The sequence below is a fragment of the Gleimia hominis genome, from assembly GCF_032085515.1.
GTDB lineage: Bacteria > Actinomycetota > Actinomycetes > Actinomycetales > Actinomycetaceae > Gleimia > Gleimia hominis.
Genome location: NZ_JASXSX010000001.1, coordinates 603197 through 627341 on the forward strand (window position 1 = coordinate 603197; position 24145 = coordinate 627341).

The following is a 24145-nucleotide window of genomic DNA, read 5'->3' on the forward strand; positions in this document are numbered from 1 at the left end:
CCGAAGTGCGGCAAACATGCCGGGTTACCGTTCTGCTTCCAAAATCGCACCACTACTGGCTGCTGGCTTTAAACGTGCTACGTGAACACACTGGTTTGCTACGTTCTGGTCGTGCGAAACCATGAGCAGAGCACGTTTTCCCCGACAAATGTCAAGCAATAGGGAAAATACGGTTTGAGCTAAGACGGGATCTAGATTAGCAGTAGGCTCATCAGCAATAACTACCTGCGGGTCGCAAATCAATGCCCTTGCCACTGCAACACGGCATGCTTGTCCACCTGAGAGCGCGAGCACTTGAGTTTTGGGATCTACCTCGACACGGTCCAGTAATGCGGTTGCTCGTTCGCGAGCCGCGTTTCTGTGTGTTTTAGAAAGTAAAGCAGGGAGCATAACGTTTTCCATTACGGAGAATTCGGGAACTAGGCGTGGAGTCTGGAATACTCGTCCGATATGTTTACGCCGCAGTTCTAAACGTTTTCTTGTCGATAAGTTCCTTAGTGGGTGATCGCAAACATGAATATCACCATTAGTCGGTACGAGTGAGCCATCTACTAGACGCAGTAACGTCGTCTTTCCTAGACCTGATCTGCCAACGATCGCTAACGACTCTCCGTATGCTAGATCAAAACTTACATCCGTCAAAACTGGCGTACCTTTTTGATACGCAAAGCAGATGTGTCTGGCGGAAATCGCCGGATTCAGCCCCGAATTCACATGCTTAAGAGTAGCATGTGAGGCTTGAACGAGCGGATAAATGTGGAATCGAAATCTAGTGACAGAGCGCGAATATTGTCGTGCAAATTTGTGAGGCACCACAGCCTCGACGGAGATAGAACTGCCGTTCACCAGCACGGGAGCGTGACTAAGTTCGGAAGCTATTGGTCACGGAGGTGCTGTGGTACCTCACATGCTATTTAGCGCAGAATGAGGGTTCTAAGTTCTACGAGTCTTCACGCAGATTGTTGCCCGCAGTTTCACCGCCATCTATAGCGATATTTGCACCACTAATGAAAGCGGAATCGTCGGACGCTAGGAACACGATTAGGTTCGAAATCTCACTGACGTCCGCGTCCCGACCAAGTGGGATCTGGCCGAAACCACGTTTGAGCCCGGCCGTTAAAGGCGTGCGAACGGAACCAGGGTGGACAGAGTTAACACGAATAATATCCGGCCCGAAATCTAACGCTGATGTCTTCGTCATCCCATGCACACCCCATTTAGCTGCGGCGTAGGCCAAACGGTTTTTAAAACCAACTAGACCCGCAATAGAGGAAATGTTAATGATCGACCCGCCCCCAGCCTCACGCATAGCTGGAACGGAGGCTTTGATTCCGTAGAACGCGCCCGTCAGGTCAATGTCAATCGTCTTTTGCCAATCCTCAACGGTCGCATCTACTGCATTGCCGCGGGTAAAAATACCTGCGTTATTAACAAGAATGTCAAGGGAACCAAACTTCTTCACAGTTTCCTCGACTGCGCTTACCCAACTGTCGTAGTCCGCCACGTTCAGGTGCACAAATAGCGCCTTGTCCGCACCAATTTCTTCAGCTAAAGCCTGACCTTCTTTGTCCGCGATGTCACCTAAAACGACTTTCGCACCCTCTTCCGCCAGACGTCGTGCGTGGGATTCCCCCATTCCGCTCGCCGCCCCCGAAATCAGAGCAACTTTACCTTCTAATTTTTCAGACATCATTGACTTCCCTTCCAAAATGTTCTTGCCGAAACTGGGATTCTGTAGTTAACCGGTCGCGTACAACAAACCGTTCTTCTTAATAAAAACGTACCTACTTCAAGGAACCGACCTGCAGATGGCAGCTACGCCCAGCTAGTCCTTTAGTCCCAAAAAGGGCCTGTTTGTGTAGTCTACGCCACTTGGGGATTCTCGTGCGAGTTTTAACCCGTGAACAGGTGCGATTAAATGCTTAATGAAACTGATCTGCATAAGCTACTCTTGCTATTATGCGCCCTGAGAAATACAAGGTATCCAGTTTAAAGTTTAAACGTTGGACTTTGACAGATCCGTCTACTGTTGCCCCACTATTTGCACCCAATGAACGTCGTGGTATCTACATTTTGGAGTTCAAAAACGGTGAACGCTATGTTGGGCAGACAGAAAACGTCGTCACCCGCTATTCCACGCATAGACACGGGTCTAAACACCATGCGGCATGGCAGTACGTTACTGCGATTTCTTTTTGTCATATTCCTGAGGGCAACTTGGATGAGCCGGAGCGCATAACCATTAGGCAACAGCGGGCAGCTCATAGGCTGCGGAACCGGGCTTTTAACTTCGGGCATTGGGAACCGACAGTGTTGGATGACTATGTTGCACCAGAGGAACAACTGCACTGGGCAACCGGCCACCCCAGTTATGATTTAGCCCCATTCGCGGAGGCTGCGAAGAACCTCAAGCAAGAAACGCCCAAGTTGCTAACAAAACGACGTGGGCAAGAAGTAATGCCGGACGGCCGGCCCGTGTGGGAAGTAGTGGTGGATGAGCTGGCGCAGATCGTGGCGCTCGCGATTCCAAACGCGACCCAAACGCAGAAGCGCTTCTGGACCCTGTCAGACTACCCAAGTACCGCGGGAGGGCGGTTCGCAACCCTAAACGTCGGCTCACTAGAGCTGGCCTTTTTTCCGCGCCACAGGATGGAATCCGATTACGGATCTTGGGAAGAGAGTCTAGGATTAGTGTTCCGTCTGAATGCTGAGATGGGTTCTTTTGTGGATGAGGAGTCCTTAACGGAACGAGAGCGCGACGAGAACATCTATTTTCCAGATCAGGTAAATGGTTACCTAACTGAGTGGTATCGGGTTCCTCATGGGTACAGTGTTCCCGTTGATTCGCTTGCGGGCCCGTTGGGTGTTTTTGGGTTTTCTGTTTTTCCTGAGGAAATGCGTGCTGGCGTCCGGTCCCTGGCGATCCATTCCATGAGGAAGCAAAGTGCGCTTTTGAACGGTAGGAGTCATAGTGAACCACTCACCCGGATGGTGTTCGAACGCATCGCATCCCCGCAGTTCCAACAGATGCTGGCGGACAACACTTCGGGTACACGTCAGCAGACCGAGTGTTAACAGTTTGCGTACTGGTAGTTTGTAAAAGATAAAGCCTTAGCCTAAAGCCGGTATCCTAGCTTAATGTGGAGAGTGTCTTTGGAGGATAAGAAAAACTTTCAGAGGCCAAAAGCTAGTGGGTAAAAATAACGTTGGGGGATTAACACTAGTGGGTAAAAATAACGTTGGGGGATTAAAGGAAGGTAGGGTATGTTCACCGGTTTAGTTGAGGGCAAAGGCGAGGTTGTTTCCGTATCAGCCAGTGGGGAAGCGCAGAACGAACAAATGGTGCTTGGCATCAAAACGCCGTTCGCGCCGCAGCTGAGACTTGGGGATTCCGTAGCTACCGCCGGCGTGTGCCTCACCGTCACTGAAATCGAAAAAGACATGTTCTACGCGTACGCAATGCCAGAAACAATGCGGCTCACCACCTTGGGGCAGTTGGCAGCGGGCGACGCCGTGAACCTGGAACGAGCCGTTCGGCCTTCGGATCGGCTCGGTGGGCACATCGTATCCGGACACGTGGACGGCATCGGCACAGTTCAAAAGATCCGCCGCGGCGAACAGTGGAAAGAAATAATTATAGAGGCACCGAAATCCCTCATGAGGCAAATTGCGCTCAAAGGATCCATTGCGATCGATGGGGTATCACTGACAGTAACGGGAGTTGGGGAGACCTGGTTCTCCATAGGGTTGATCCCCGCGACCCTGCAGGCAACAACGCTGGGAACACTAGCTGAAGGGAGCCGCGTGAACCTAGAGACCGACACCATCGCAAAATACGTGCAGCGGCTAATGGAAACAAAGTAAAAACGCACACGGTAATAAACAAGAGTCGTACCCCCGCTCTTACTAAGCGAGGGGACGACACTGGTTTTCAATATTTAACTCGGGTTTCTTGTGTGTAACTGCTTTGTGTAATTACTTGTGTGTGACTACTTTCGCCTGTAACTACTTGTGTGTGACGGTTTTGTTTAACTAGTGGAGCGTGTGCGCTGACATGTAGGGCACACGCTCCAAGAGGAAACTACTTAGCCACGTTCTTTTTATAAGACGCCCTAAGTTTCTTCTGGTCAATATCCTTACCCCAATAGAACAAACCGGTTGTCAACGCGATCACGAACAAAACAGCCATCCCAATCAATGGTGGCCACGGCCCAAACTTGAAGATCAACGGAGTCATAAGCGCGGTGATGAAACCACCACCGAAGAACGGTTCAAACACCAACTGCTTGTAACCAAACGCTTCGAAACACGGCGACTTGCCCTCGGGGTCAACAATCCGCATAAGAATCAAGCCGGTAGCAGTAACACCCATCGACTGGCCGAAGTCACCGATCCCACGTTCAAACCAGTAATCAGGAATACAACGCGGCGTAAACCACAACAAAATAAACGTATTTATAGCAATACCGGCCACGCACAACAGTAAGAACGGCCAGAAGTTAGCCGAAATCGCTTTCAACGAAACGGTTGCGATCGCGGCCGTCACCAGCAGGTCCAACCCTAAACCTTGAATCCGAGCCATCATCTGCGAATCAATCATGTGGTCATACCCCGTCCACTTCAACACCAGCTGCACAATAATCCCACCGATCATAGCCAGCGGGAACAACGGGACGTAAGCAAGCAGTTTGAAATCCGGCCAGAACGTGGTCTCTAATAATTGCAAGCCAGACAGCATTAGTTGCCCAAGAATAATCGCCAACGCCAAAATCGCGACGTGCAGTGAAAGCGGTTCAATCGAGGACGGGCGGGCCGTCATCCGAGCTGCCGGGTAGTACTCATCATTGCGGAATAAACCAATCTCTTCTTCACGCGACCGATCCGCAGTTTCATGCACCACCTTCGTGCGGCCAGTGCGTACCGCCCAGTTGATCAGCCCCACGCCAATTACAACGCCACCCACCAGGCCAACAGTGGCGGTACCAATAGCTAAATCGCCGCCCTCCGACCAACCTAGGTCCTCAAACACCTGGATCATACCGGCCGCAGTGCCATGGCCGCCCTCAAACCCAATTTCAATCAACGCGCCCGCCATGTACGGGATACCGAAAATAGGGGTGATAATCAAAACTGCCACCAGCAAACCAACCACGTACTGGCCAGAAGCAAAAGCCACCCCCAGGGACAGTTGTGGGCCTGCCAGTTCAACAACTCGCTTCGGGCCGGGCAGGTCTTGCCCTAAGAACAAGGTGGCGAACACTACCGAAATCAACAGGCCCGGCAGAGTTTTCCAAACCTCAATCATGTCTTCGGTAAACAAACCACCCGACGCGAACATGTCGGTACCCAACAAAGATGCAATCTTGCCGAACACCTCCGGGCCTGCTAACAAGCCCACTGTGCCGCCAATAATCGCGGAAGGTAAGAATAGGGATTGCATCCAATGAACTTTAATGCGCAGAACTTTACCGACAAGCAAAATGAATCCCAGTACAAGTAAAGCTAGGCCAATGGACTGTGGTGTCATGTTATCTCCTGAGAACTCGTGTTATGTGTTTGGAAAGCGGCAACTTTGCACGCGAATAATTGCGAGTCTAACGAGTATTAGAAGCATACGGGATCGTAAAAGATAACGATTTAGCAACGAAATCTTCTATTTTACCGCGCTGATTAACGCGTGCGTAGGCCCTAAGGCCCTCAGCTGTGCAAGAAAACTCTTGTTTTGTGCTGCGAATAGTGATGGACTAGAGGCATGAATACACCAGAGAAAATTGTTTACACCGCAGTAGCTGACAACAAGGGTGGCCGGGACGGTCAGGCACACACCGAAAACCCGGAGATGACTTTGGATGTGCGCCCACCAAAAGAAATGGGTGGCGACGGCAGTGGTACCAACCCCGAACAGCTTTTCGCAATGGGGTACGGCGCGTGCTTCCAAGGCGCAATGTCCCTGGCAGCGAAAGAACTGGACGTGAAAGTAGATGACAGTGCGGTGCGCGCACACGTGTCGATTGGCCCCGAAGGGGACTCGTTTGCAATCAGTGTGAAAATCGAAGTTTACATTCCCGGCATGAGTGTGGAGGAAATGCAGAAAGTAGCAGACCGCACCCACGAACTGTGCCCGTATTCGAAAGCTACGCGCGGCAATGTTCCGGTGGAGGTCGTGGCTGTCCCTGCTTTATAGTTGAGGGGCTACACGCTGCCTTAGTGGTAGAGGCAGCAACAACTGTCGCACTCGGCAACAACCAACTGTCGCACTCGGCAACAGCTGTCAAAACCGGTATGGGGCTAGAAGCGCAATTAACCCGAAGTCGTCTAGTAACGAACGGAGCCCCAATGTCTACCGCTGTGAAGAACTATGCGATTCCCGCGGCACTTATAGCCGTGGGAATCGTCGCGTTTGTGGCCGGTTGGTATCCGTGGGCTGAAATTGAGCAGATGCTCATCCGTGTCGGGCCCGTCGTAGGGTTCGCTACCGCTATGACAATTGTCGCCACATTGGCTGACGCCGGTGGCGTGTTCTCTGCGTTAGCGCGCGCACTGACGCGAGTGGGGGCGTCGGACCCGCGTGTGTTCTACCTGGTGTTTTGCTTAGTCACGATTGTGTCAACAGTATTCTTTTCGTTAGACACCACGGTGGTGTTGATGGTTCCAATCGCGGTTGCGACCGCATTGCGCCTAGGGGTGAGTGCCCGCCCGTTCGCGTACGCCACCATCTGGCTGGCAAACACCGCGTCCCTTTTACTTCCTATATCTAACCTCACTAATCTTTTAGTTGCCGACCAGCATGCGGGTACTTCACCACTGCAGTTCGCTGCTCAAATGTGGCCAGCGTGGATAGTTAGCTGCGTAGTGCCGGCAGCCATCTTGTTCGTGCTGGAATACCGCACGCTGCACCCGAGGGAACAGCATGTGGATTCCCACGCTGAAAAGCAGATAGAAAAAATGGAGAAGCGTGAGGGGAACCGTGGTGTAATCGCGCTGAGCATTATCGTTCTGGTGATTCTTTGTGTCGCTTTGGTGTGTGGGGTTACGCCGTGGATAGCTGGTAGTGTTGCGGCGCTAGCGTTGCTAATTATTGTGGGGGTAGCGTCGTCAACGGATTTACCTAAACACTTGGTTCCGGTGAAATTGGTCCTGCAGATGCTCGGGATTTTCCTCGCCACGGGCGCGCTTATTAGCGTAGCGGGCAATATGATTAACGACTTTACCCCCACCTTCCCGGGTTTTCTTGGTGCGGAAGCAAAAGCGCTGCAGGGACTAGTTGGTGCAAACCTGGTGAACAACTTGCCTGCTTACTTAGCGTTAGAGAATACGGTTTCAGACCCGCAATCGCTGTTTGCCCTCTTGGTAGGTGTTAACGTTGGGCCACTGATTACCCCGTGGGCCTCACTTGCAACCCTGCTTTGGTCACAACGCTTGCAGGCAGATGGGCAGCGTGTCCATTGGTTACGTTTTATTCTTCTAGGGTTCGTAGTAGCGCCCTTAACTACCGTTTTAGCGGTTGCGGTGCTGTAATATCCAGCCCAGGATTCTCCGTTTCCACCTGATCTTGAGGAACTTGGCTTGCCCTTAGAGGGTTTGCTGACTTTCGAGGGCGCGGGCGTAGTTTTTGCAGGCCGTGTAGGTATTAAGTCATGCACACGTTGTGGTATCGCGTTTTTATGGACCGTGAAGTAAAGAGAACCTTAGTTGCAAGAAACATCCTCAAAACTAGTTGTGACCAGGGGAAATGAAGGTAAAAGGAAGAGGGAAGGATTTCAGCGCGCACATGAAAACGCAGGTTCGTAAGCTGACTTTTGACATGTGAACCCCGCCATTTCAAGGAGGAAGAATGAGCGCCACCGCCGGACGTATTGCGATGACTGCTGTACCCGAAGAGACCGTACGCCAACTAGCGGACGTACTGGGCCCGGACGTTGAGGTGTCCACGCGTGAACTAGATCGGTTAGCGCTCGCGGTGGATGCATCCCACTACCTGGCGATTCCACAGGCCATTGCCCGCCCCAAAACCGCGAAACAAGTGGCCTCCGCAATGGCGATCGCGGTTAACGCCGGATGGCCACTGACGCTCCGCGGGGGTGGATCCTCCCTGTCTGGGCAGGCGATGAGCCGCGGCCTCACCATGGACGTGCGTCGCAACTTTAGGAATTTTGAGATTCTTGACGGCGGCCGGAAGGTCCGCACGCAACCGGGCAACACGATCGTGCAGATCAACGCGGCTTTAGCCCGGTACGGACGCAAACTCGGCCCCGACCCCGCTAGCTCCGTTGCCTGCACAATCGGTGGTTTGGTGGCGAACAACTCCTCGGGCATGACCTGTGGAACAACCGCGAACACGTACCGCACCATTGACTCAATGGTGATCGTACTGCCATCGGGCACAGTTGTGGACACGGGGGATCCACATGCCGACGAGCTACTGCGAGACAAAGAGCCGAACCTGGTGGCCACTTTGGAGCACCTGCGAGACGAACTGCGGGCACCGGATCTCAAGAAGGATATTGAACGACGCTACGCAATTAAGAACACGATGGGCTACGGGGTGAACTCGTTTATTGACTTCGATACGCCCGCGAAAATCCTTGAACACCTGATGGTGGGGTCCGAAGGTACCCTCGGGTTCGTGGCGCAGGCAACTTTCAATACGGTGCCGGTGCACAAGAAGAATTTGACGGGGTTCTTGCTGTTTAACTCGCTGGATTCGGCGAACGAGGCCCTTCCGACACTGGTGGATTCGGGTGCGGACGTGGTGGAACTGATTGACTCGGAGTCGATTGTGGCGATGGGGCAAGAGAGTGCGGCCCTACTTCCGGACGGGTTCAAGGTAAATAAAGAAGCGGTTCTGCTGGTTGAATACCAGGGGGACTCGGATGAGCAGCTGCGGGAACTGTCGAAAGAGGGGCTGGCGAAGTTCCAGGACTTCGACCTGTACGCGGACGCGGAGATGACGCAAGATCCGAAACGGCGGCAACAAATGTGGGTGCTGCGCAACGGGTTGTACACGAAGATTGCGCGTAACCGGCCGAAGGGGACGGTGGCTTTACTGGAGGACGTGGCGGTGCCCGTGCCGAAACTGGCGGGGGTGTGCACGGACCTGCACGATCTGTTCGGTAAGCACAACTACGATGGGGCGGTCATTTTTGGACACGCGAAAGACGGTAACATCCACTTCTTGGTGACGGAATCGTTCGCGGACGAGAAGGCGATGAAGCGCTATGAGTTGTTCACTGAGGACCTGGTGGATCTGATTATTGGGGAGCAAGGTACCCTCAAGGCGGAGCACGGTACGGGGCGGATTATGGCGCCGTTTGTGAAGCGCCAGTATGGGGACGATCTGTACCAGGTGATGGTGCAGGTTAAGAATGCGTGCGACCCGAAGAATGTGTTGAATCCGGGCACAATTATTCCTGAGGACGACATGCAGCACCTGCGGGATATTAAACGCACGGAGGATGTGCGCCCCGTGATTGATGACTGCGTGGAATGTGGTTACTGCGAGGCGGTGTGCCCGTCGCAGCATTTGACTACCACGCCGCGACAGCGGATTGTGTTGCAACGTGCGATCGGTGCGGCGCAGGCGATGGGGGATGAGGACCTGGTGGAAACTTTGCGTAACCAGCAGGGATACGACGTGGTGGATACGTGTGCGGTGGATGGGATGTGCCAGACGTCGTGCCCGGTGAATATCAACACGGGTAATTTGGTGCGGGAACTGCGCAGCGAGCAGGCGTCAGCGGTGGAAAAGAAAATGTGGGAAGGCATGGCGCATTCGTGGAACCTGGTTGCTGATGGTGCCGCTGGGCTTGGGATGACTGTGGCGAAGAAACTGCCGAACCAGGTGGTGCGTTCTGGGTTAGGTGTGGCGCGCAAGATTATTGGCACGGACGTGGTTCCGCAGTTGAGTGCGGAGCTGCCTGGTGGTGGTCCGCGCAGGCGCCCTGTTATTCAACATCAGCCGGACGCGATTTTTATGCCCGCGTGTATTGGTTCGATGTTCGCGTCGACGCATCCGACTCAGAAGGGTGTGGGGCCGGCGTTGATGAAGTTGGCTGCGCGCGCTGGGGTGCGGCTTTCTGTTCCAGAAGGGATTTCGGGCCTGTGCTGTGGTACCCCCTGGAAGTCGAAGGGGATGGATGATGGCCAGCGTGCGATGGGGCAGCGTTTAGTGCGCGTGTTGGGGGAGGCGTCCGACAACTGGCGGCTACCCATTATTTGTGACAACGCGTCTTGCACTGAAGGCCTGATTGTTACGTTGCGTAATGAGGGGGTGGATAACGCGCAGGTGGTGGATGCGGTTCCGTTTGTGGCTGAGCATATTGCCCCGAAGCTGCCGCGCCTGCATCGCGATGCTTGCGCTGTGGTGCATCCGACGTGTGCGTCTACCCAGTTGGGGATTAATGACGCGTTGATTACGCTGTCGGGCCTGGTGGCGGACGAAGTGCGTATTCCGGATGGTTGGCGTTGCTGCGGTTTTGCTGGGGACCGGGGTTTGTTGCATGAGGAACTAACTGCAACAGCAACTGCAGATGAAGCTAAGAGTGTGAACTCGATTGACGCGTCTTTGTACCTGTCTTGCAACCGCACTTGTGAACTTGGGATGACGCGCGCCACGGGCCATAACTACACGCACGTACTGGAAGAGCTAGCGGCCCGCTTGTAGTAGTCCTGCACAACAACTGAATGCGTTTTTGCGGGTGGACCCGTCTAGGATTATGCCTATGAGCAGTGCTAGACGGGTCCTCTTAGTGACCACGATGTGTTTGGCGATCGCAGCGTATAACCTGTGGGCGCTGGGTGGGTTTATTAACGGTGCGTTGGACCCGGTTTACGCATTCACTTCTGAGTACGCGGCGTTGAACCAGCCCACCTCCCTTTTGTTTCGGGTTAGTGACGCGGTATCAGCCGGCTTCATGGTGGTGGGCGCGACCGTAGGGTTGCGTTGGTTTGTGGGGCCACGATTCACCCTCACCACCCAAAGCATGGGCCTACCCCGGTTCGCGCAGCTCGACCTCGTGTTCAAAAAGTGGGGGAGGCGCCGCTGGTGGCGCCTAGTTTGGGGCCTCATCCTAGTTTTCGCGTTCGCCACGTTAGTGGATGCCGCGTTCCCCATGACATGTTCCCCCAGTCTGACGCATACGCACTGCGCACTTCCCTCAGACATAATGCACGAAACCGCTTCCATAGTGGCGAATACCGCAACCATAACCGCAACCCTACTTTCCGCATTACTCCTGAGGGGAACGCGAACCCGCGCGGCCATCGCAACCTTAGCTGTCATACACACCATTACCGCGCTATACACCGGCATCGTGTCCCTATTTGACGCCACATACATGATGGGCATAACCCAACGCGTGTCCCTAGTGGCGCTCGCGGTGTGGGCCATGCTGTGGACATACGAAACCTGCGTCGCCGGAACTGCCCCCCACCCGTCAGTCGCGGGTAGGGGCGGCGTAACTAGCGGGTAGGCCTCTCAACCTTTAAATAGTGGATAAGGTTACAGCGAGCCTTCGAAGGTGTCGCAGTGGGCCATGCTGCCGGTTTGCATGCCGGTTTTGAACCATTGGGTTCGTTGGGCGGAGGAGCCGTGTGTCCACGAGTCTTGGTTGATTTTTCCACCTGATTGTTCTTGGATGTGGTCGTCACCGATTGAGGAGGCGACGGACAGGGCGTTTCGGATTTGCTCGTCGGTAGGTGTTTTTAGGAACGGTTGGCCAGACTTTGGGTCTGGTGTTTTAGCGGCGCGGTTCACCCATATTCCAGCGTAGCAGTCGGCTTGCAGTTCCATTCTTACGGACTCGGATTGCGCCCCGGATTGTTGTGAGTTGTGTGTTTGGAACTGCCCGGTGAGGTTCTGGATGTGATGCCCCCATTCGTGCGCCACAATGTACTCTTGCGCGAGCGGGCCGTCCTGAGCACCGAACTTAGACAGTTCGTTAAAGAATGACAGGTCTAAATACACGGTGTTATCCGCTGGGCAGTAGAACGGACCCACCTGTGAGGTGGCGGCACCGCACTTAGTTTGCACGGCGTCCTCAAAAATATTGAAATCTGGTTTCTTATACTGCACGTTCGCTTGTTCCGAAAGGGCGCTCGACCACATTGCGTCCAACGACTGGGCGGTTGCGACCATGCGGCATTCGTCGTACTTGTTGGCATCCGCCCCTGTTTTGCAGTGCGACAGGTCTTTACCTTGCGATTCTTGCACTTGGGTTGCACTGTTCGAACCTGCGGTGCCTCCGGTGAACATGGAGAGGAAGTCGATTCCAGTAACTTGCGAGACTATGAACAGGCCGATAACGACTACGAGACCACCGCCTCCAAGTGCAACGCCGCGGCCGCGACCACGGGAGGTATTAACGCGGGAGGAATCCAAGTTCACGTTGTCGTTAAAGCTCATGCTCTAACGGTATTACACGCGTAGGTGCAACGAGAAGCGGGAGGCGAAAACCGTGGTGGGTTATGCGCATGCGTTACGTGGTTGTGTTGCTTATGCCGGGTGCTTGCGGGGTGGGGCCGGTGTTCATTTCGCCTTGTTCCGTGTGGGAAAGTGCCACTTGCCGAAGAAGTTTACACATGAGGTCAATGGCGTCTGATTGCCGTGACATCGCCGCGGATATACACAGCACTAGGCGGCGGGTGCCCAGGCCGGTGATCATGCGGGCCTCCACCCCTTCGGGGAGGTAGGTGAGGCCTAGCTTTGGGATGACGGTTGTGCCCAGCCCCGCAGCAACCATGTGGAGGGCAACATCGTAGTCGGCGTATACGTATTTACTAGAGGGCGTGAACCCCCACTGTTCCGCGAGCCTCGCGATCGCAATGCCTGCGGCGGTGCCGGGTTCCACACCAAGCCAGGTTTCGTTAGCTAACTCCATGGGGTCGTGCGGGTCGGCGAGTGTGGAAGGGTAAACCATGTACCACGGTTCTTGCAGCAGTGGCAGTACCTTTACTCCTCTTGGTCCGCGAGGTATTTCTGAGTCGAACTCCAGTACGGCAATGTCGGCTTTTCCACGGCGGATTGCGGCTAGGGCTTTGTCGGAGTCTGCTTCTTGCAGATGCAACTCGATGCCTGGGGCGAGGTCGGTGAGGGTGTTGAGGTTCGGAAGGATGAGCCCCCGGATAACGGTTTGGAAGGCGGCAAGACGAACGACACCGGTGGGGGTACCTGCGGATTCCAATAGTTCGCGTGCGGTTCGTTCGAGTTCTGTTTCGATTCGTTCGGCTCCGGCGACAACGATTTTACCTGCTTCGGTGAGGACTGCGCCGGAGTGGGTTCGCGTTAGTAGCTCGGTGCCGCATTCTTGTTCGAGTTTTCGCACCTGTTGACTTACTGCTGAGGGGGAAACGTGGAGTACGTCCGCTGCTGCTTGAATACCTCCTTCTCTTGAAACAGCCAAGAGAACGTCAAGGCGCTGCACAGATATCTCCATGTAGTAAAACTTAACTACTGGTGTAGTTAATTGCAATTGTAATTAAGTATCTTGGCTGGGAATATGGTGGTTGTGAACCACACCCTCCAGATTCTTGCGCAGAGCCTAGGTTGGCTCGGTGCCGTGCTGTACCTCGGTGCCTACTACTTCGTTTCGACGGGTAAACTTGCGGCAGACTCTTTGAGGTACCAGCTGATGTGCATTGTGTCAGGTTCATTCGCAGCGTTCCTAGCGTCCGCCACGGGGGCGTGGCCATCCGTGTTCTCCAATGCCGTGTTCGTCCTAATTGGCTTTTACGTAGTTATGACGGTTAAACGGGCGTATTTGAAACAGTTGGTTTACACGAAGGCGCGGCGCGCAACTCAACTGCGGGGGCGTAACAAGCAGGTGAACCACCACCTCAATAATCAGAGCAATAAACCCGAGCTTCCATTGCTACACGAAACCACTTCGCCTTCGGAGGGTGCGGTCGTAGCCCACTAGGAATCTTCAAAGACTGCGGTGGCCGCGTACTAAGAACCTTCGGAGGCTGCGGTCGTAGCCTGTTAGGAACCTTCAAAGGCTGCGGTGGTCGCGTACTAAAAACCTTCGGAGGTTGCGAGCGTAGCCCGCTAGAAACCTTCAAAGGGCGCGGTCGTCGAGCACCGGAAACTGGTGTGCGCTAGAGGGATTTCCGGGTGGAGTGGTTTAGCTCGCCTGCGTTTATTTATTGCGCTCTATAAATCCATGCGTTGTAATAAACTGTAGATTGAAAATAGATTTGTTTATTTCGCAAACCTGATGGGGGCAACGATGCTGCGTGATACAACACCGTTAGTCAACACTCCGGGTTCAATAAACGGATAAATCTGGTAAGCGTCTTAAGGCAGGCAATAGTCATGAATGCGGTGGAACTCCCAGATTGGAAACGCATAACGCGTTATATGATGTCCGCGCTCGAAGCTGATCGATTAGACCCCATATCGTACAGTTCCAATTCTCCTTATAACCGCGTTAATCCGGAAGAAATACGAGCCGGTCGACTGAATCTTCAGACCACTAGACATCTTTTCCAATCTGCCAGAAAGAAGTTGACGGCAAACACTCCGTCTGGACGGCAGACGTTCGTACGCATAGTTATCTCCACCAGATCCGTCCAGTGGATTCCTGGTGGCGACATCGACGGGATAATAAATCTACCTGCTAACGTTACGCGCGATGGGTCACTTTCGTTCGCGATTAACGACGACCGTCCGTGGGTTCCACTTAAGTTCTTGCAAACCCCTCATGCGGAAAGTGGAAGCGTAACTGCAGGGCACCTACATTTGTATAGAAAATTTGAGTTTGGAAGAGGCCGCGAACTCACCTCGCAAAATACTGGTGGCAATTGGCAGCGGTACCTAGCTCTTGCAGGCGAAATGTTTGACTCAATCAGAGGTGAAGACGACCCGCATCCCAGCGACCAACTTAAAGATACTTCGCATAAATACATTGCAGATGTTTGTTACGTAAAGTGCTACGAAGGTCTTTATGTAAATGCTGATTTAGTAAAGCAATACAGTTTAATCTTAGAGAACAAAGAAGGGTCACTATATAGAAACGTTCTGCAGTCACTTGGTGCGGACAATAAAAAGGTGGTTTCTGAGTCTAGTGAGGAGGACTTACGGGATAGGCAACGCGTTTCTGGCAGCATGAGCAAACGCTTTTCTCTAGCGCCATCCCAGAGAGTTGCCGTGCATGCACAGCGCAAATCAGAAGCGGGAGAGCTAGTTGCGGTTAGCGGCCCTCCCGGTACGGGAAAAACAACAATGCTGCAGTCGGTTGTTGCAAGCACAATTGTTGACCATGCTTTACGGGGTGAAAAAGCACCGTTAATAGTGGGAACTTCGACTAATAATCAGGCAGTTACAAATATTATTGACTCGTTTTCCTCGGTGTCCCCAGATGACCCGCAGAAATTTGAACAACGTTGGCTCTTGAAGGTCGATTCTGCTGGGAGCCTAACCGGTGAGGTAATGTCCAGTATTGTCGCCGCGTGTCCCTCAGAGATAAAGAAAAAAGAGTACGAGAACAAAGGCTACATTACAGAGGAAAGGAGGAAAACTGGTGTGTACTCTCGTTATTCCACTCCGGAGTACGTTGCAGCTGCGAAAGAGTTCTTCCTTAAACAGGCTGAGAAATGTGGGTTCTCCGCCTCGTCGTTGCCGGAAGTTTCAAAATCACTTCGACAGAAACTAGTGGAAATAGACCAGTGTCGCCGGGAAGCGCTGGGGCTATCTTTCAGTTTAGGGGCCCACGTTTTAGACGACGACCTTGCGCAACTGCAAGCTAACTGCGAAGGCTTAGTGCGTGAAAGAGACCGTCTGTACCATGATCAGGACGTGTCGGAAAACCGGCTTAACCACTGGGAAGAGCTACGAAGCACTTTGAGTACTAACAGGATTCTCCGGACACTGGGATCCAGAAAAGAACGCCGCATAATTGCAGACAACACGGATCCGGATAAAAAGCTTGAACAAAACGCGGGACGAATCGACACCATCATTACTCGTTACCGGAAGGCTGTTGCGTACCAGTCGACGACTGTTCAGGCGTGCGAAGAATCGCTGATGCAATGGGCAGTGGAGCACATACAACGTACAAAAGGTCTAACGAATGACAAGGAATGGTTAGAAAACCAACTGAGTATAGTCCTGGAAAAAATAAGTTCGATTTACGATAGTTTGCTCCCCTCAAATTCAGAGGGTCTATCTGCTCAAGAGATATACGAGCAGGCTAATGCACTACAAGGCGACTACGTTAAACTAGACGAACTATTCGATAAAACGGTGCGTTACCTAGAGTTCTGGCTAGCGATACACTACTACGAAAGTAGGTGGTTGCAGACGTGCGATCCGAAAGAATTGTTGACTAATGACGATAAGTTTAAGAATACTCGACCAGTCCAAACCAAGTACTGGTCACAGGTAACGGCGATTACTCCATGTTTCGTCATGACGCAGTACAAGCTTCCCAGTTTCTTCACTTTATTTGTGGGGGGTAGTCCGAAAGAAGTAGTAGATGCAGATCGGATAGATCTTCTAATCGTTGATGAAGCTGGGCAGGTCAGCACACCCGCTGCGTTACCGGCCCTTGCGTGCGCAAAAAAGGCGATTGCAGTTGGCGATACCCAACAGTTGCCTCCAGTTTGGGGGCTAGACAACGAAGCGGATAAGGCCATCGCGCGTTATAACGGCATCAGCGATGGACAGTGGGAAGAGCTTCTCCACAAGTATGGTGTTAGCGCCTCAAGCCGTTCGTCATTCATGGAACTTGCCATGAACGTGTCCAAGTGGTTGCCAAGCGACTACGCAAAAACCGGGCAGAATAGTTTGCTTTTACGCGAGCACTACCGTTGTGCGAGAGAAATCATAGAGTTCTGCAACGACCTCGTCTACGACGGGCAACTAATTCCGTTAACTAAGCGCTCTAACGTGTTGCCAGAATCTACCGTCCCACTCCAATTCAAACTGGTTGAGCACTCGACGGATACGCGCGTTGCCGGCAGTAGAAAGAATGAAATTGAGGCAACTGAAGTGGCTCGGTGGATTGCCCGCAACCGTCACGAACTACTCCAACTGTATGGGGTAAATAATCCTGATGTGACACTTGGGAGCATACTGGCGGTCATCGCCCCGTTCCGCGCACAAGCCGAAACTATTAAGGCCAAATTGCGGAGAGTCTTAATCGAAGAAGGTATGGAGGAGAAGCAGGTATGGAAGTTAACCTCGGGCATTACAATCAGCACTGTGCATTCACTGCAGGGATCCGAAAGACCCATTATCCTGTTTTCCGCCACCTATGGTTCACAGTCATATAGTCGAACATTTATCAACGCGAATCCAGACTTGATGAACGTGGCTGTCTCTAGGGCGAAAGATTTGTTTATTGTTTTTGGCTCTGAAGCAGTAAAAGCAGACGATGGAAGCGTGTTGAAACCCCTGATTGAATATGCGCAAACGCTAGAGAAAACCTTCGGTGAAGTGTCTGAAAACGATTCGTCTACTGCCACCGCGTGCCAGGTGGAGAAATCGATGATGCTTGAAGAAACTTCAAAAGCGTGGGTCGACGATGTGGACAGGGAAAGGTATCTGTCTATGACACTCTTACTAAAAGAAATGGTGGAACAAGAAGTTATCCCAGCGGGTCCTCCATCGGTTCAGGCGATAAATAAAATACTCGTGAACAATAGGTTAATTGAGAAACAATACTACGAGCCGTTTGATGAAGACGTGTGGGTGCCAACTGACGTCGGTTTCCTCCTTGGTATCAGGGAGGTAAGAGGAGGACGCGGTGCAGACGAATACGTGAATGTAGTGTACCCGCGCGTGTTTTCTGCGGTAGTAGCCGAGATTGTGCGGGATCTGAAAGGCTAAACACCCTTCACCTCGACGCATGCCTTAAAGTTTAAAAGCTCACCGCGTCCTCGCTAATTATCAATAACGCGTCAATTACTAAGAGGTCGCTAGCTTTCCAAGAACTCGTTTGTGTGCGCTTGCGCAACCGAGTCCACGTTTGCGTCACAGAACCCACCGTCGGCCATCCACTGGGCGTAAGAGCGCATCAGATCCTCATCCATAAAACCCCACTTACCATTAGGTGCAAACCAAGTGGGCGTCATGAACTCCAAAGAATTACGCAAAATATCCGGATCCGTATTGCACATCGTTGGAGCAAGTATTTCAAGGGCTTCTTGAGGGTTGTCGCGTGCAAACTCGTAGCCCAAGGCCGTGGCCTGCACGAAATCACGCACCAAACCAGGGTTTTCCTCAACAAAAGAATCTGTTGCACACAAGTAATACGCGTGGTGAGGGGTCACACCAACATCATCAAAACTAAGCTGCACAACCTCAGAAACAGGGGACACCCCCTGGTAAGACTCCCAACCTAAAACGTTAAAAACAGCGTCATACACGCCCTTCTCAACAGAACGAATGTCCGGCTCATAGGGGAACGGATCCAACACGTTTACCTTAGAAAAATCCGCTCCCTGAGCTTCCATCGCCTCCACAACCATGTTCGTTAACCGGGGAACCGGCGGGATCGACACCCGCTTGCCCTCCAGGTCCGCGAACGAAGAAATCCCCTTCGACTTCAAACTAATGACCCCGCCCAACTGATTTTGGTTAAATGTCGCCAAAGCACGCATCGGATTATCAGTAGAACGCGTTTCTAACAATTCGCCTAGGCGCACGGCGGCGAACTGGAATTCCCCAGCCACCGTTAAATCAACGGGGGTGCCACGATCCCAACCATCCCACACGATATCCACGTCGAAACCGCGGTCCGCGTAGAACCCCTTCTTGCGAGCCACGAACATGCCCGCGTGATTCGGCCACGCCGTAACATATTCCAACCGCATCCGAACAAGCATCATAACTCCTTACAAAATGTGTTAATCATGGATAAAAACTGGTGTCCCTCACCGGTTAAAAACCAGCGGGAATGGCCAAGCAAAGAAAAGTCGTACGCCCAATCCGCCAACCCCGCCGTTGCCGCCGGCGCGTGCGCGGCATAGCGGATCATATCTAGTGAAAACTCAACATGACTAAGCGCAACCATGGGGCCCAACGCACGTTTTTCCGACGACGAGAACGCCACCAACTCGCTGTAACCAGTCAGAATGTCCTTTGCCACTTGAGGGCGGAAACGACGGTCAGACTGCGGTTGCCCCTCGGTTATCGAAATCCAATCAATCGCATGTCGCTCCAGCGCGAGCGCCAAATCGAAAACCGGGGGATTCAAATACGCCAAACCGAAATCAATCACGTCACTAACCCGGTGCCCATCCCAGAACGTGTTCGAAACGTGCAGATCACCATGCGTCCACCGCAACGACTCACCCGCGACCGCACAAGCTTGCTGCCGAAGCGGTTCCAGCGGAGCCAAATCTGCCAGCAAATCCCTATCCGTCTGTGCAAGGTACTGCGCAACCTCGGGTCTATCATCTAGAAACCTGTCCACCGCCTGGGGGAGGTCTTGAGCCAGCATCAGGGTGAACCGGTTTTGATACGGCCCCTGAGGGATTTCCCTCGGTTCGGGGGTGCTCACGGTTTCCATTGCTAAACGCACGCGAGCAACCGTACGGCCCGCTTCCCGCGCGTCCGCACGGGTAAACGGTGGACTCCAAGAGGGCTGGTCGCGATACCGGTCTTCGCCGCGAGCGGCCTGACACATCTCGTACATCCACGGCCCCTCAAGCGCAATCGTTTCACCACTAGGAAAAGGCAAGAAGCGCGGAGCCCGCAAGCCGTTGCCGATTGCTTGATTCACTGCTTTATGCACAGCTTTCAGGGTTTTAGTGGGCACCAGGGTGGGGTCGTAACGCTTCAAGAACACGCGCTGCCCATCCACGTCCGCAAGGGAACCCGCGGCCATTGGGCGGTTACTATTTTGAACCACCTGCACTTTTGAAGCGCTTGTAACCGCTTGGATTTCGCGAGACGTCATCGCCGGCCAAATCGGATCCACCACCCGCATCTGCTCATCCTTATCCATGTGCTGCGTGGTGTCCGTGGTGGCGTGCTTATTCTTCTGATCGCTCGGCATGAAAACTTCCACTTCCCTTCGCCAGCATGACCTGGATCAGGTTCAACGGTCGGAGGTAACCTCCCTCTCAGCCTCAACGGGCTCCCGCGTTCAAGCACAGGCTACCGAAAACCTAAAGTGCTGTGCAACACAGGCTCGCGGATGGCAGCGGAGGTACCTCGCGCTCAAAAACGAAAGTACCCGCGGCAAAAACTATCGGTATTGCTCTCAGGCGAGCCCAGGTACCCTCGTGCAAAACAGAAGCGGCGACGCCGAGGTGAGCCCAGGTACCCTCAGGCGAAAAATACGTGAAACGCGCTACAAGATGGAGGATAATGCGGGAAAAATGGTTGGGACAGCATAGACTATCTGCGGCTTAAAACAAGTCCCAGATAATACACAAGGAGTGCCCAAATGGCAGTGAAATGGAAACTGCACGGAGACGGCGTGCACATCGCCCCCGGTGACGTGGTCCAGCCCGATGAACGGCTCGCATGGCCCGCCACAATCGGAATCGGGATGCAACACGTGGTGGCAATGTTCGGAGCCACATTCCTAGTTCCGTTATTAACTGGTTTCAATCCTTCAACAACATTATTTTTCACGGGGATTGGAACCATTCTTTTTATCCTCATTACAGCCGGGAAACTTCCAAGTTATCTCGGCTCTTCTTTTGCCCTCATCGCCCCAATCACCGCAATCACCGGATACGTTCAAGGTGGAGGTGCGATCGACCCGCACAAAATGGCTGTTGCCCAAGGTGGTATCATCTCCGCAGGCCTGGCGCTCCTAATCGTCGGCCTGATCGTCATGGTGGTTGGGCACAAGTGGATTGACGTGCTCATGCCCCCAGTAGTGACAGGCACCATCGTTGCCCTCATCGGCTTCAACCTGGCGCCCGCCGCGTGGAACAACGTTAAACAAGCTCCCGTAACCGCAATCGTCACCATCGTGTCCGTACTCCTCGTGACCGTGCTGTTCAAAGGAATCGTGGGGCGCCTATCGATCCTAATCGGTGTGCTCATCGGCTACGCGTGCGCAGTAATCCGTGGGGAAGTCGACTTCTCCACCCTGTCCGACGCAGCCTGGGTTGGCCTACCGAGCTTCCACGCTCCCGCATTCGACATCTCCGCACTCGGACTTTTCGTCCCCGTGGTCCTCGTGCTCATCGCAGAAAACGTTGGGCACGTGAAATCCGTGTCCGCCATGACCGGGCGCAACCTAGATACCCTCACCGGCCGTGCACTGTTTGCCGACGGACTCTCCACCGTATTCGCAGGTTCCGGCGGTGGTTCCGGTACCACCACGTACGCGGAAAACATTGGGGTTATGGCCGCCACCCGCGTCTACTCGACAGCCGCCTACATTGTTGCCGCACTAACCGCGCTCGCGCTGTCCATGTTCCCCAAGTTCGGGGTTCTTATCGCCACGATTCCAGTGGGGGTACTTGGTGGGGCCGCGACAATCCTGTACGGCATGATCGGCATGCTTGGCGTGCGCATCTGGGTGCAGAACCGCACCGACTTCTCTGACCCCGTCAACCTGAACACCGCAGCAGTCGCCATGGTGGTTGCGATAGCGAACTACACGTGGCACTGGGGTGACATGGTGTTTGAGGGAATCGCACTCGGCTCGTTCGGTGCCCTCGCGATGTACCACGCGATGCGGTGGATCTCCCGGCTAAGGGGTACCTCGCTTGAATCCGCCAGCCCTGCCTCCGCACCAGCCGGTTCCGAACTGGAACCGGGGCAGCTGGAACGCTCCTGGGATCGCGGTGCAGACGGTAAGCAAGCCCGCACCCACCACGACCAGCGCTTTGAATCCGCCGGAACCAAACCAGGTACCCCCAACGCGTAACCGGGTTTAGTGCAGCTAGTGCCATGTTTGTGTTGTTGTAGCAAAACGCTCACGTGGCAAGTTTTCCAGCCGGCATGTAGCGCCGATTAGGCATGTCCGCCGCTCCCTCCTCAGCGAGGAAAAACTCGAATCAAAACCGAGCTTGACCTAGCTGGGGAGGGAGCGTTTTCTACTCCTCTAATTATGTGGCTTCAACTCGTTATGTGTCTTCAGTGTGCCTTTAGTTGGCGCGTACTCTCTTGGACATGCGCGGATCGTTTTGAACGTACGCGGGCTCTCTTGGACATGCGCGGATCGTTTTGAACGTACGCCGGCTCTCTTGGACATGCGCGCCGGCCCAACTAGAAGTACTGTCATTAGGCAACTTACTGAAAGGCCGCCATGTCAATAAACGCTAAACAACGCGAAAAAACCGCGCGTGAACTGCAAGAACTGTGCAATAACCTCACGGTCTCGCCCGCGTGGATTACTAGAAAGCTGGGGTATGCAAACGAGCAGTATTTGCATGAGGTACTTGCAATCGCGCCCGGTGTTGACCCCGCAGAAGTGTGGCGGGTGCGCGACTTCTTGTGCGCGGTAGCGGCGAAAGAAGGGGTGAGGGTACCTCGGTTCTCGGTGCTGAAAAGCAGTATGCGTTCCACTGCGAAAATGTGGTTCGGCAACTGGGAGGTGCCGGCTGTCGACTAGTCGTTGTTGCTCTAAAACTAGGCGTTGCTGTAGAACTATAGGTTGCATAAAGCCCGCACGGTAGGTGAAAACGCTTGCAGGTACCCCCGAGCGTTGATGAGAACTGTTCGCGACTAAGGGTAGGGTAAGTACGTACTGAACCTCATCGCATAATAAGGGGAAAAGAGCATGTCGCACGCGCATCACAACCACCGGCCCCTAGAGCTGCCTCACAAACGCCTACTCAGAATCCGGCTCACGCTCGCCGCGATCGTGCTGCCATTAGCGATCGCCACGGTCGTTGGGCTGGTGCTGCTGTGGCCGGCAGGGAAAACCCCGGTCGGAAGCGTGGATGCCGTCCACAAAGATGCAACTGCGGGTACAGCTACCATAACCGATTTGCGTACAGAGTCGTGTGAGGAAGTAGGGGGTACCTACGGAGGGGAAGGGGGTACCTCGGGTGGAACAGGGGGAACCTCTGAGGAGGAAGGGACTTCCCAAGGGGAGGGTACCTCGGGCGCAGACGGGACTGGCCAAGCTAACGCAGTGTGCGCTCGCGTGGACCGCGGGTTGAACGTTGGCCAAACCGTGGTTGTGCAAGTACCCCCAGAGGTGTACCAGTCCCTCAAGAAAGGAACGCACCTGAAAATACTGCAAAACAAACTCCCCATCGCAAGCAGTGTGGAAACCGCCGAACCAATGGCGGAAACCGAACCAAATCAAGAGGGTACTTCTGGCGCCGACGCTACCCAGCCTCAAAACCCGGACGCTACCCAGCCTCAAAACCCGGAGGTAATCACCTATTACTGGGACATTGAACGCGGTACTTCGATGGCGACCCTTATCGCTATATACGTGGTGCTTGTGCTGATCGTGGCGAGGGTACGTGGGGCAGCTGCGATCTGTGGGCTGGCTGCGTCCGTGCTCGTCCTCCTATATTTTGTGATGCCCGCACTCATGGGTGGGGAACACGCACTCGCGGTAACAATTACGGGAATCAGTGCAATGATGTTCTCTTCCGTGTATTTAGCGCACGGAATCTCTATCCGCACAACAACTGCGCTGCTGGGCACATTCGGCGGGGTCGTGCTGACTGTTGTAATCGCAGTTTGGCAAGTGGGAACCAACCATCTTTCGGGCGCGTCCAACGAAGATGCGCAACTGATCTTCGGTTTCATCCCCGCGATTTCTCTGCAGTGGCTCTTGATCTGCGGAATCGTAATTGCGGGGCTGGGCGCGCTCAACGACGTGACCATCACGCAAGCGTCCGCGGTTTGGGAGCTGCATGAAGCTAACCCGCGGATGGGGCGGGCGCGTTTATTTGCCCGCGCCATGCGCATTGGACGTGACCACATTGCCTCCACCGTTTACACCCTCGCGTTCGCGTACGCAGGTACCGCCCTGCCCGCGCTCCTTTTAGCGCTCATGGTTCGGCGCAGCGGGTGGGACCTGGTGACGTCCGCATCTATCGCCGAAGAAGTGGTACGTACCCTCATCGCTTCCATCGGGTTGATTGCCGCGATACCGCTCACCACCGCCGTAGGTACCCTGCTTGTTTCCATCACGAAACCACCTGCCGCCGAGCCACAAATGCGTTCCGATAAGAAGTCTGCATAAAGCAAGCCCCGCCTCGGGTGCATTTA

At 53.8% G+C, this 24145-nt stretch carries 18 protein-coding genes and 1 riboswitch; of the genes, 11 read left to right on the forward strand and 7 right to left on the reverse strand.

What is annotated here, in order from left to right:
- Positions 1-24: 24 nt before the first annotated feature.
- Positions 25-852 (reverse strand): ABC transporter ATP-binding protein, encoded by an 828-nt coding sequence (locus tag QS713_RS09115; protein ID WP_376779544.1) that lies wholly within the window; start codon positions 850-852, stop codon positions 25-27.
- 88 nt (positions 853-940) lie between these two features.
- The gene (gene chcB1, locus QS713_RS02535; RefSeq protein WP_313272191.1) at positions 941-1693 is read right to left on the reverse strand and encodes a trans-4-hydroxycyclohexanecarboxylate dehydrogenase; all 753 of its coding nucleotides are present in this window, start codon (positions 1691-1693) and stop codon (positions 941-943) included.
- A gap of 317 nt (positions 1694-2010) precedes the next feature.
- On the opposite strand from chcB1, the gene QS713_RS02540 reads away from it, so the two are divergent.
- Both QS713_RS02540 and QS713_RS02545 read left to right on the forward strand, forming a co-directional pair.
- Entirely contained in the window at positions 2011-3075 is a 1065-nt protein-coding gene (locus QS713_RS02540) for a GIY-YIG nuclease family protein (RefSeq protein ID WP_313272193.1), read from the forward strand.
- 189 nt (positions 3076-3264) lie between these two features.
- Positions 3265-3864, forward strand: coding sequence for a riboflavin synthase (locus QS713_RS02545; protein WP_313272194.1), 600 nt, complete (start codon positions 3265-3267; stop codon positions 3862-3864).
- Between the two features lie 217 nt (positions 3865-4081).
- Here QS713_RS02545 and QS713_RS02550 read toward each other — a convergent pair whose 3' ends face one another.
- Positions 4082-5527 (reverse strand): sodium/glutamate symporter, encoded by a 1446-nt coding sequence (locus tag QS713_RS02550; RefSeq protein ID WP_313272196.1) that lies wholly within the window; start codon positions 5525-5527, stop codon positions 4082-4084.
- Positions 5528-5752: 225 nt separating this feature from the next.
- On the opposite strand from QS713_RS02550, the gene QS713_RS02555 reads away from it, so the two are divergent.
- The 4 genes from QS713_RS02555 to QS713_RS02570 all read left to right on the forward strand — a co-directional run bounded on the left by QS713_RS02555 (position 5753) and on the right by QS713_RS02570 (position 11471).
- Entirely contained in the window at positions 5753-6184 is a 432-nt protein-coding gene (locus QS713_RS02555; RefSeq protein WP_313272197.1) for an organic hydroperoxide resistance protein, read from the forward strand.
- A 152-nt stretch (positions 6185-6336) separates the two neighbouring features.
- On the forward strand, positions 6337-7518 hold the full coding sequence (locus QS713_RS02560; RefSeq protein WP_313272199.1) for an SLC13 family permease: 1182 nt from the start codon (positions 6337-6339) through the stop codon (positions 7516-7518).
- Between the two features lie 316 nt (positions 7519-7834).
- Positions 7835-10663, forward strand: a complete 2829-nt coding sequence (locus QS713_RS02565; protein WP_313272200.1) for an FAD-binding and (Fe-S)-binding domain-containing protein — start codon at positions 7835-7837, stop codon at positions 10661-10663.
- Positions 10664-10721: 58 nt separating this feature from the next.
- Positions 10722-11471 (forward strand): DUF998 domain-containing protein, encoded by a 750-nt coding sequence (locus QS713_RS02570; protein ID WP_313272201.1) that lies wholly within the window; start codon positions 10722-10724, stop codon positions 11469-11471.
- Between the two features lie 29 nt (positions 11472-11500).
- Here the strand turns inward: QS713_RS02570 and ypfJ are convergent, their stop codons facing one another.
- Complete coding sequence (gene ypfJ, locus QS713_RS02575; protein WP_313272202.1) at positions 11501-12403, reverse strand: KPN_02809 family neutral zinc metallopeptidase; 903 nt, start codon at positions 12401-12403, stop codon at positions 11501-11503.
- 73 nt (positions 12404-12476) lie between these two features.
- Positions 12477-13433 carry a LysR family transcriptional regulator gene (locus QS713_RS02580; protein WP_313272204.1) on the reverse strand — a complete coding sequence of 319 codons (957 nt, stop codon included), beginning with the start codon at positions 13431-13433 and terminating at the stop codon, positions 12477-12479.
- A 51-nt stretch (positions 13434-13484) separates the two neighbouring features.
- Between QS713_RS02580 and QS713_RS02585 the strand changes: the two genes are divergently transcribed.
- The gene (locus tag QS713_RS02585; protein WP_313272206.1) at positions 13485-13916 is read left to right on the forward strand and encodes a CBU_0592 family membrane protein; all 432 of its coding nucleotides are present in this window, start codon (positions 13485-13487) and stop codon (positions 13914-13916) included.
- A 395-nt stretch (positions 13917-14311) separates the two neighbouring features.
- Entirely contained in the window at positions 14312-17827 is a 3516-nt protein-coding gene (locus tag QS713_RS02590) for an AAA domain-containing protein (RefSeq protein WP_313272208.1), read from the forward strand.
- An 89-nt stretch (positions 17828-17916) separates the two neighbouring features.
- Here QS713_RS02590 and QS713_RS02595 read toward each other — a convergent pair whose 3' ends face one another.
- Both QS713_RS02595 and QS713_RS02600 read right to left on the reverse strand, forming a co-directional pair.
- Positions 17917-18828, reverse strand: a complete 912-nt coding sequence (locus tag QS713_RS02595; protein ID WP_313272209.1) for an ABC transporter substrate-binding protein — start codon at positions 18826-18828, stop codon at positions 17917-17919.
- On the reverse strand, positions 18825-20000 hold the full coding sequence (locus QS713_RS02600) for a phosphotransferase enzyme family protein (protein WP_313272210.1): 1176 nt from the start codon (positions 19998-20000) through the stop codon (positions 18825-18827). Before QS713_RS02600 ends, QS713_RS02595 begins: the two co-directional genes overlap by 4 nt.
- Positions 19996-20098: riboswitch (TPP riboswitch) on the reverse strand. Its footprint overlaps the gene before it by 5 nt.
- A gap of 295 nt (positions 20099-20393) precedes the next feature.
- Between QS713_RS02600 and QS713_RS02605 the strand changes: the two genes are divergently transcribed.
- The 3 genes from QS713_RS02605 (at position 20394) to QS713_RS02615 (ending at position 24119) form a co-directional block, all read left to right on the forward strand.
- Positions 20394-21836 (forward strand): uracil-xanthine permease family protein, encoded by a 1443-nt coding sequence (locus tag QS713_RS02605; RefSeq protein WP_313272211.1) that lies wholly within the window; start codon positions 20394-20396, stop codon positions 21834-21836.
- Between the two features lie 381 nt (positions 21837-22217).
- Positions 22218-22523, forward strand: a complete 306-nt coding sequence (locus tag QS713_RS02610; protein ID WP_313272213.1) for a DUF2316 family protein — start codon at positions 22218-22220, stop codon at positions 22521-22523.
- 168 nt (positions 22524-22691) lie between these two features.
- Entirely contained in the window at positions 22692-24119 is a 1428-nt protein-coding gene (locus QS713_RS02615) for a YibE/F family protein (RefSeq protein ID WP_313272215.1), read from the forward strand.
- Positions 24120-24145 lie beyond the last annotated feature (26 nt).

Excerpts from the sequence above, each read along its gene's own strand:
- chcB1 (WP_313272191.1), bottom strand. The coding sequence starts at position 1,693 with ATGATGTCTGAAAAATTAGAAGGTAAAGTTGCTCTGATTTCGGGGGCG.
- QS713_RS02545 (WP_313272194.1), top strand. The coding sequence starts at position 3,265 with ATGTTCACCGGTTTAGTTGAGGGCAAAGGCGAGGTTGTTTCCGTATCA.
- QS713_RS02550 (WP_313272196.1), bottom strand. The coding sequence starts at position 5,527 with ATGACACCACAGTCCATTGGCCTAGCTTTACTTGTACTGGGATTCATT.
- QS713_RS02555 (WP_313272197.1), top strand. The coding sequence starts at position 5,753 with ATGAATACACCAGAGAAAATTGTTTACACCGCAGTAGCTGACAACAAG.
- QS713_RS02560 (WP_313272199.1), top strand. The coding sequence starts at position 6,337 with ATGTCTACCGCTGTGAAGAACTATGCGATTCCCGCGGCACTTATAGCC.
- QS713_RS02565 (WP_313272200.1), top strand. The coding sequence starts at position 7,835 with ATGAGCGCCACCGCCGGACGTATTGCGATGACTGCTGTACCCGAAGAG.
- QS713_RS02570 (WP_313272201.1), top strand. The coding sequence starts at position 10,722 with ATGAGCAGTGCTAGACGGGTCCTCTTAGTGACCACGATGTGTTTGGCG.
- ypfJ (WP_313272202.1), bottom strand. The coding sequence starts at position 12,403 with ATGAGCTTTAACGACAACGTGAACTTGGATTCCTCCCGCGTTAATACC.
- QS713_RS02580 (WP_313272204.1), bottom strand. The coding sequence starts at position 13,433 with ATGGAGATATCTGTGCAGCGCCTTGACGTTCTCTTGGCTGTTTCAAGA.
- QS713_RS02590 (WP_313272208.1), top strand. The coding sequence starts at position 14,312 with ATGAATGCGGTGGAACTCCCAGATTGGAAACGCATAACGCGTTATATG.
- QS713_RS02595 (WP_313272209.1), bottom strand. The coding sequence starts at position 18,828 with ATGATGCTTGTTCGGATGCGGTTGGAATATGTTACGGCGTGGCCGAAT.
- QS713_RS02600 (WP_313272210.1), bottom strand. The coding sequence starts at position 20,000 with ATGCCGAGCGATCAGAAGAATAAGCACGCCACCACGGACACCACGCAG.
- QS713_RS02605 (WP_313272211.1), top strand. The coding sequence starts at position 20,394 with ATGGCAGTGAAATGGAAACTGCACGGAGACGGCGTGCACATCGCCCCC.
- QS713_RS02610 (WP_313272213.1), top strand. The coding sequence starts at position 22,218 with ATGTCAATAAACGCTAAACAACGCGAAAAAACCGCGCGTGAACTGCAA.
- QS713_RS02615 (WP_313272215.1), top strand. The coding sequence starts at position 22,692 with ATGTCGCACGCGCATCACAACCACCGGCCCCTAGAGCTGCCTCACAAA.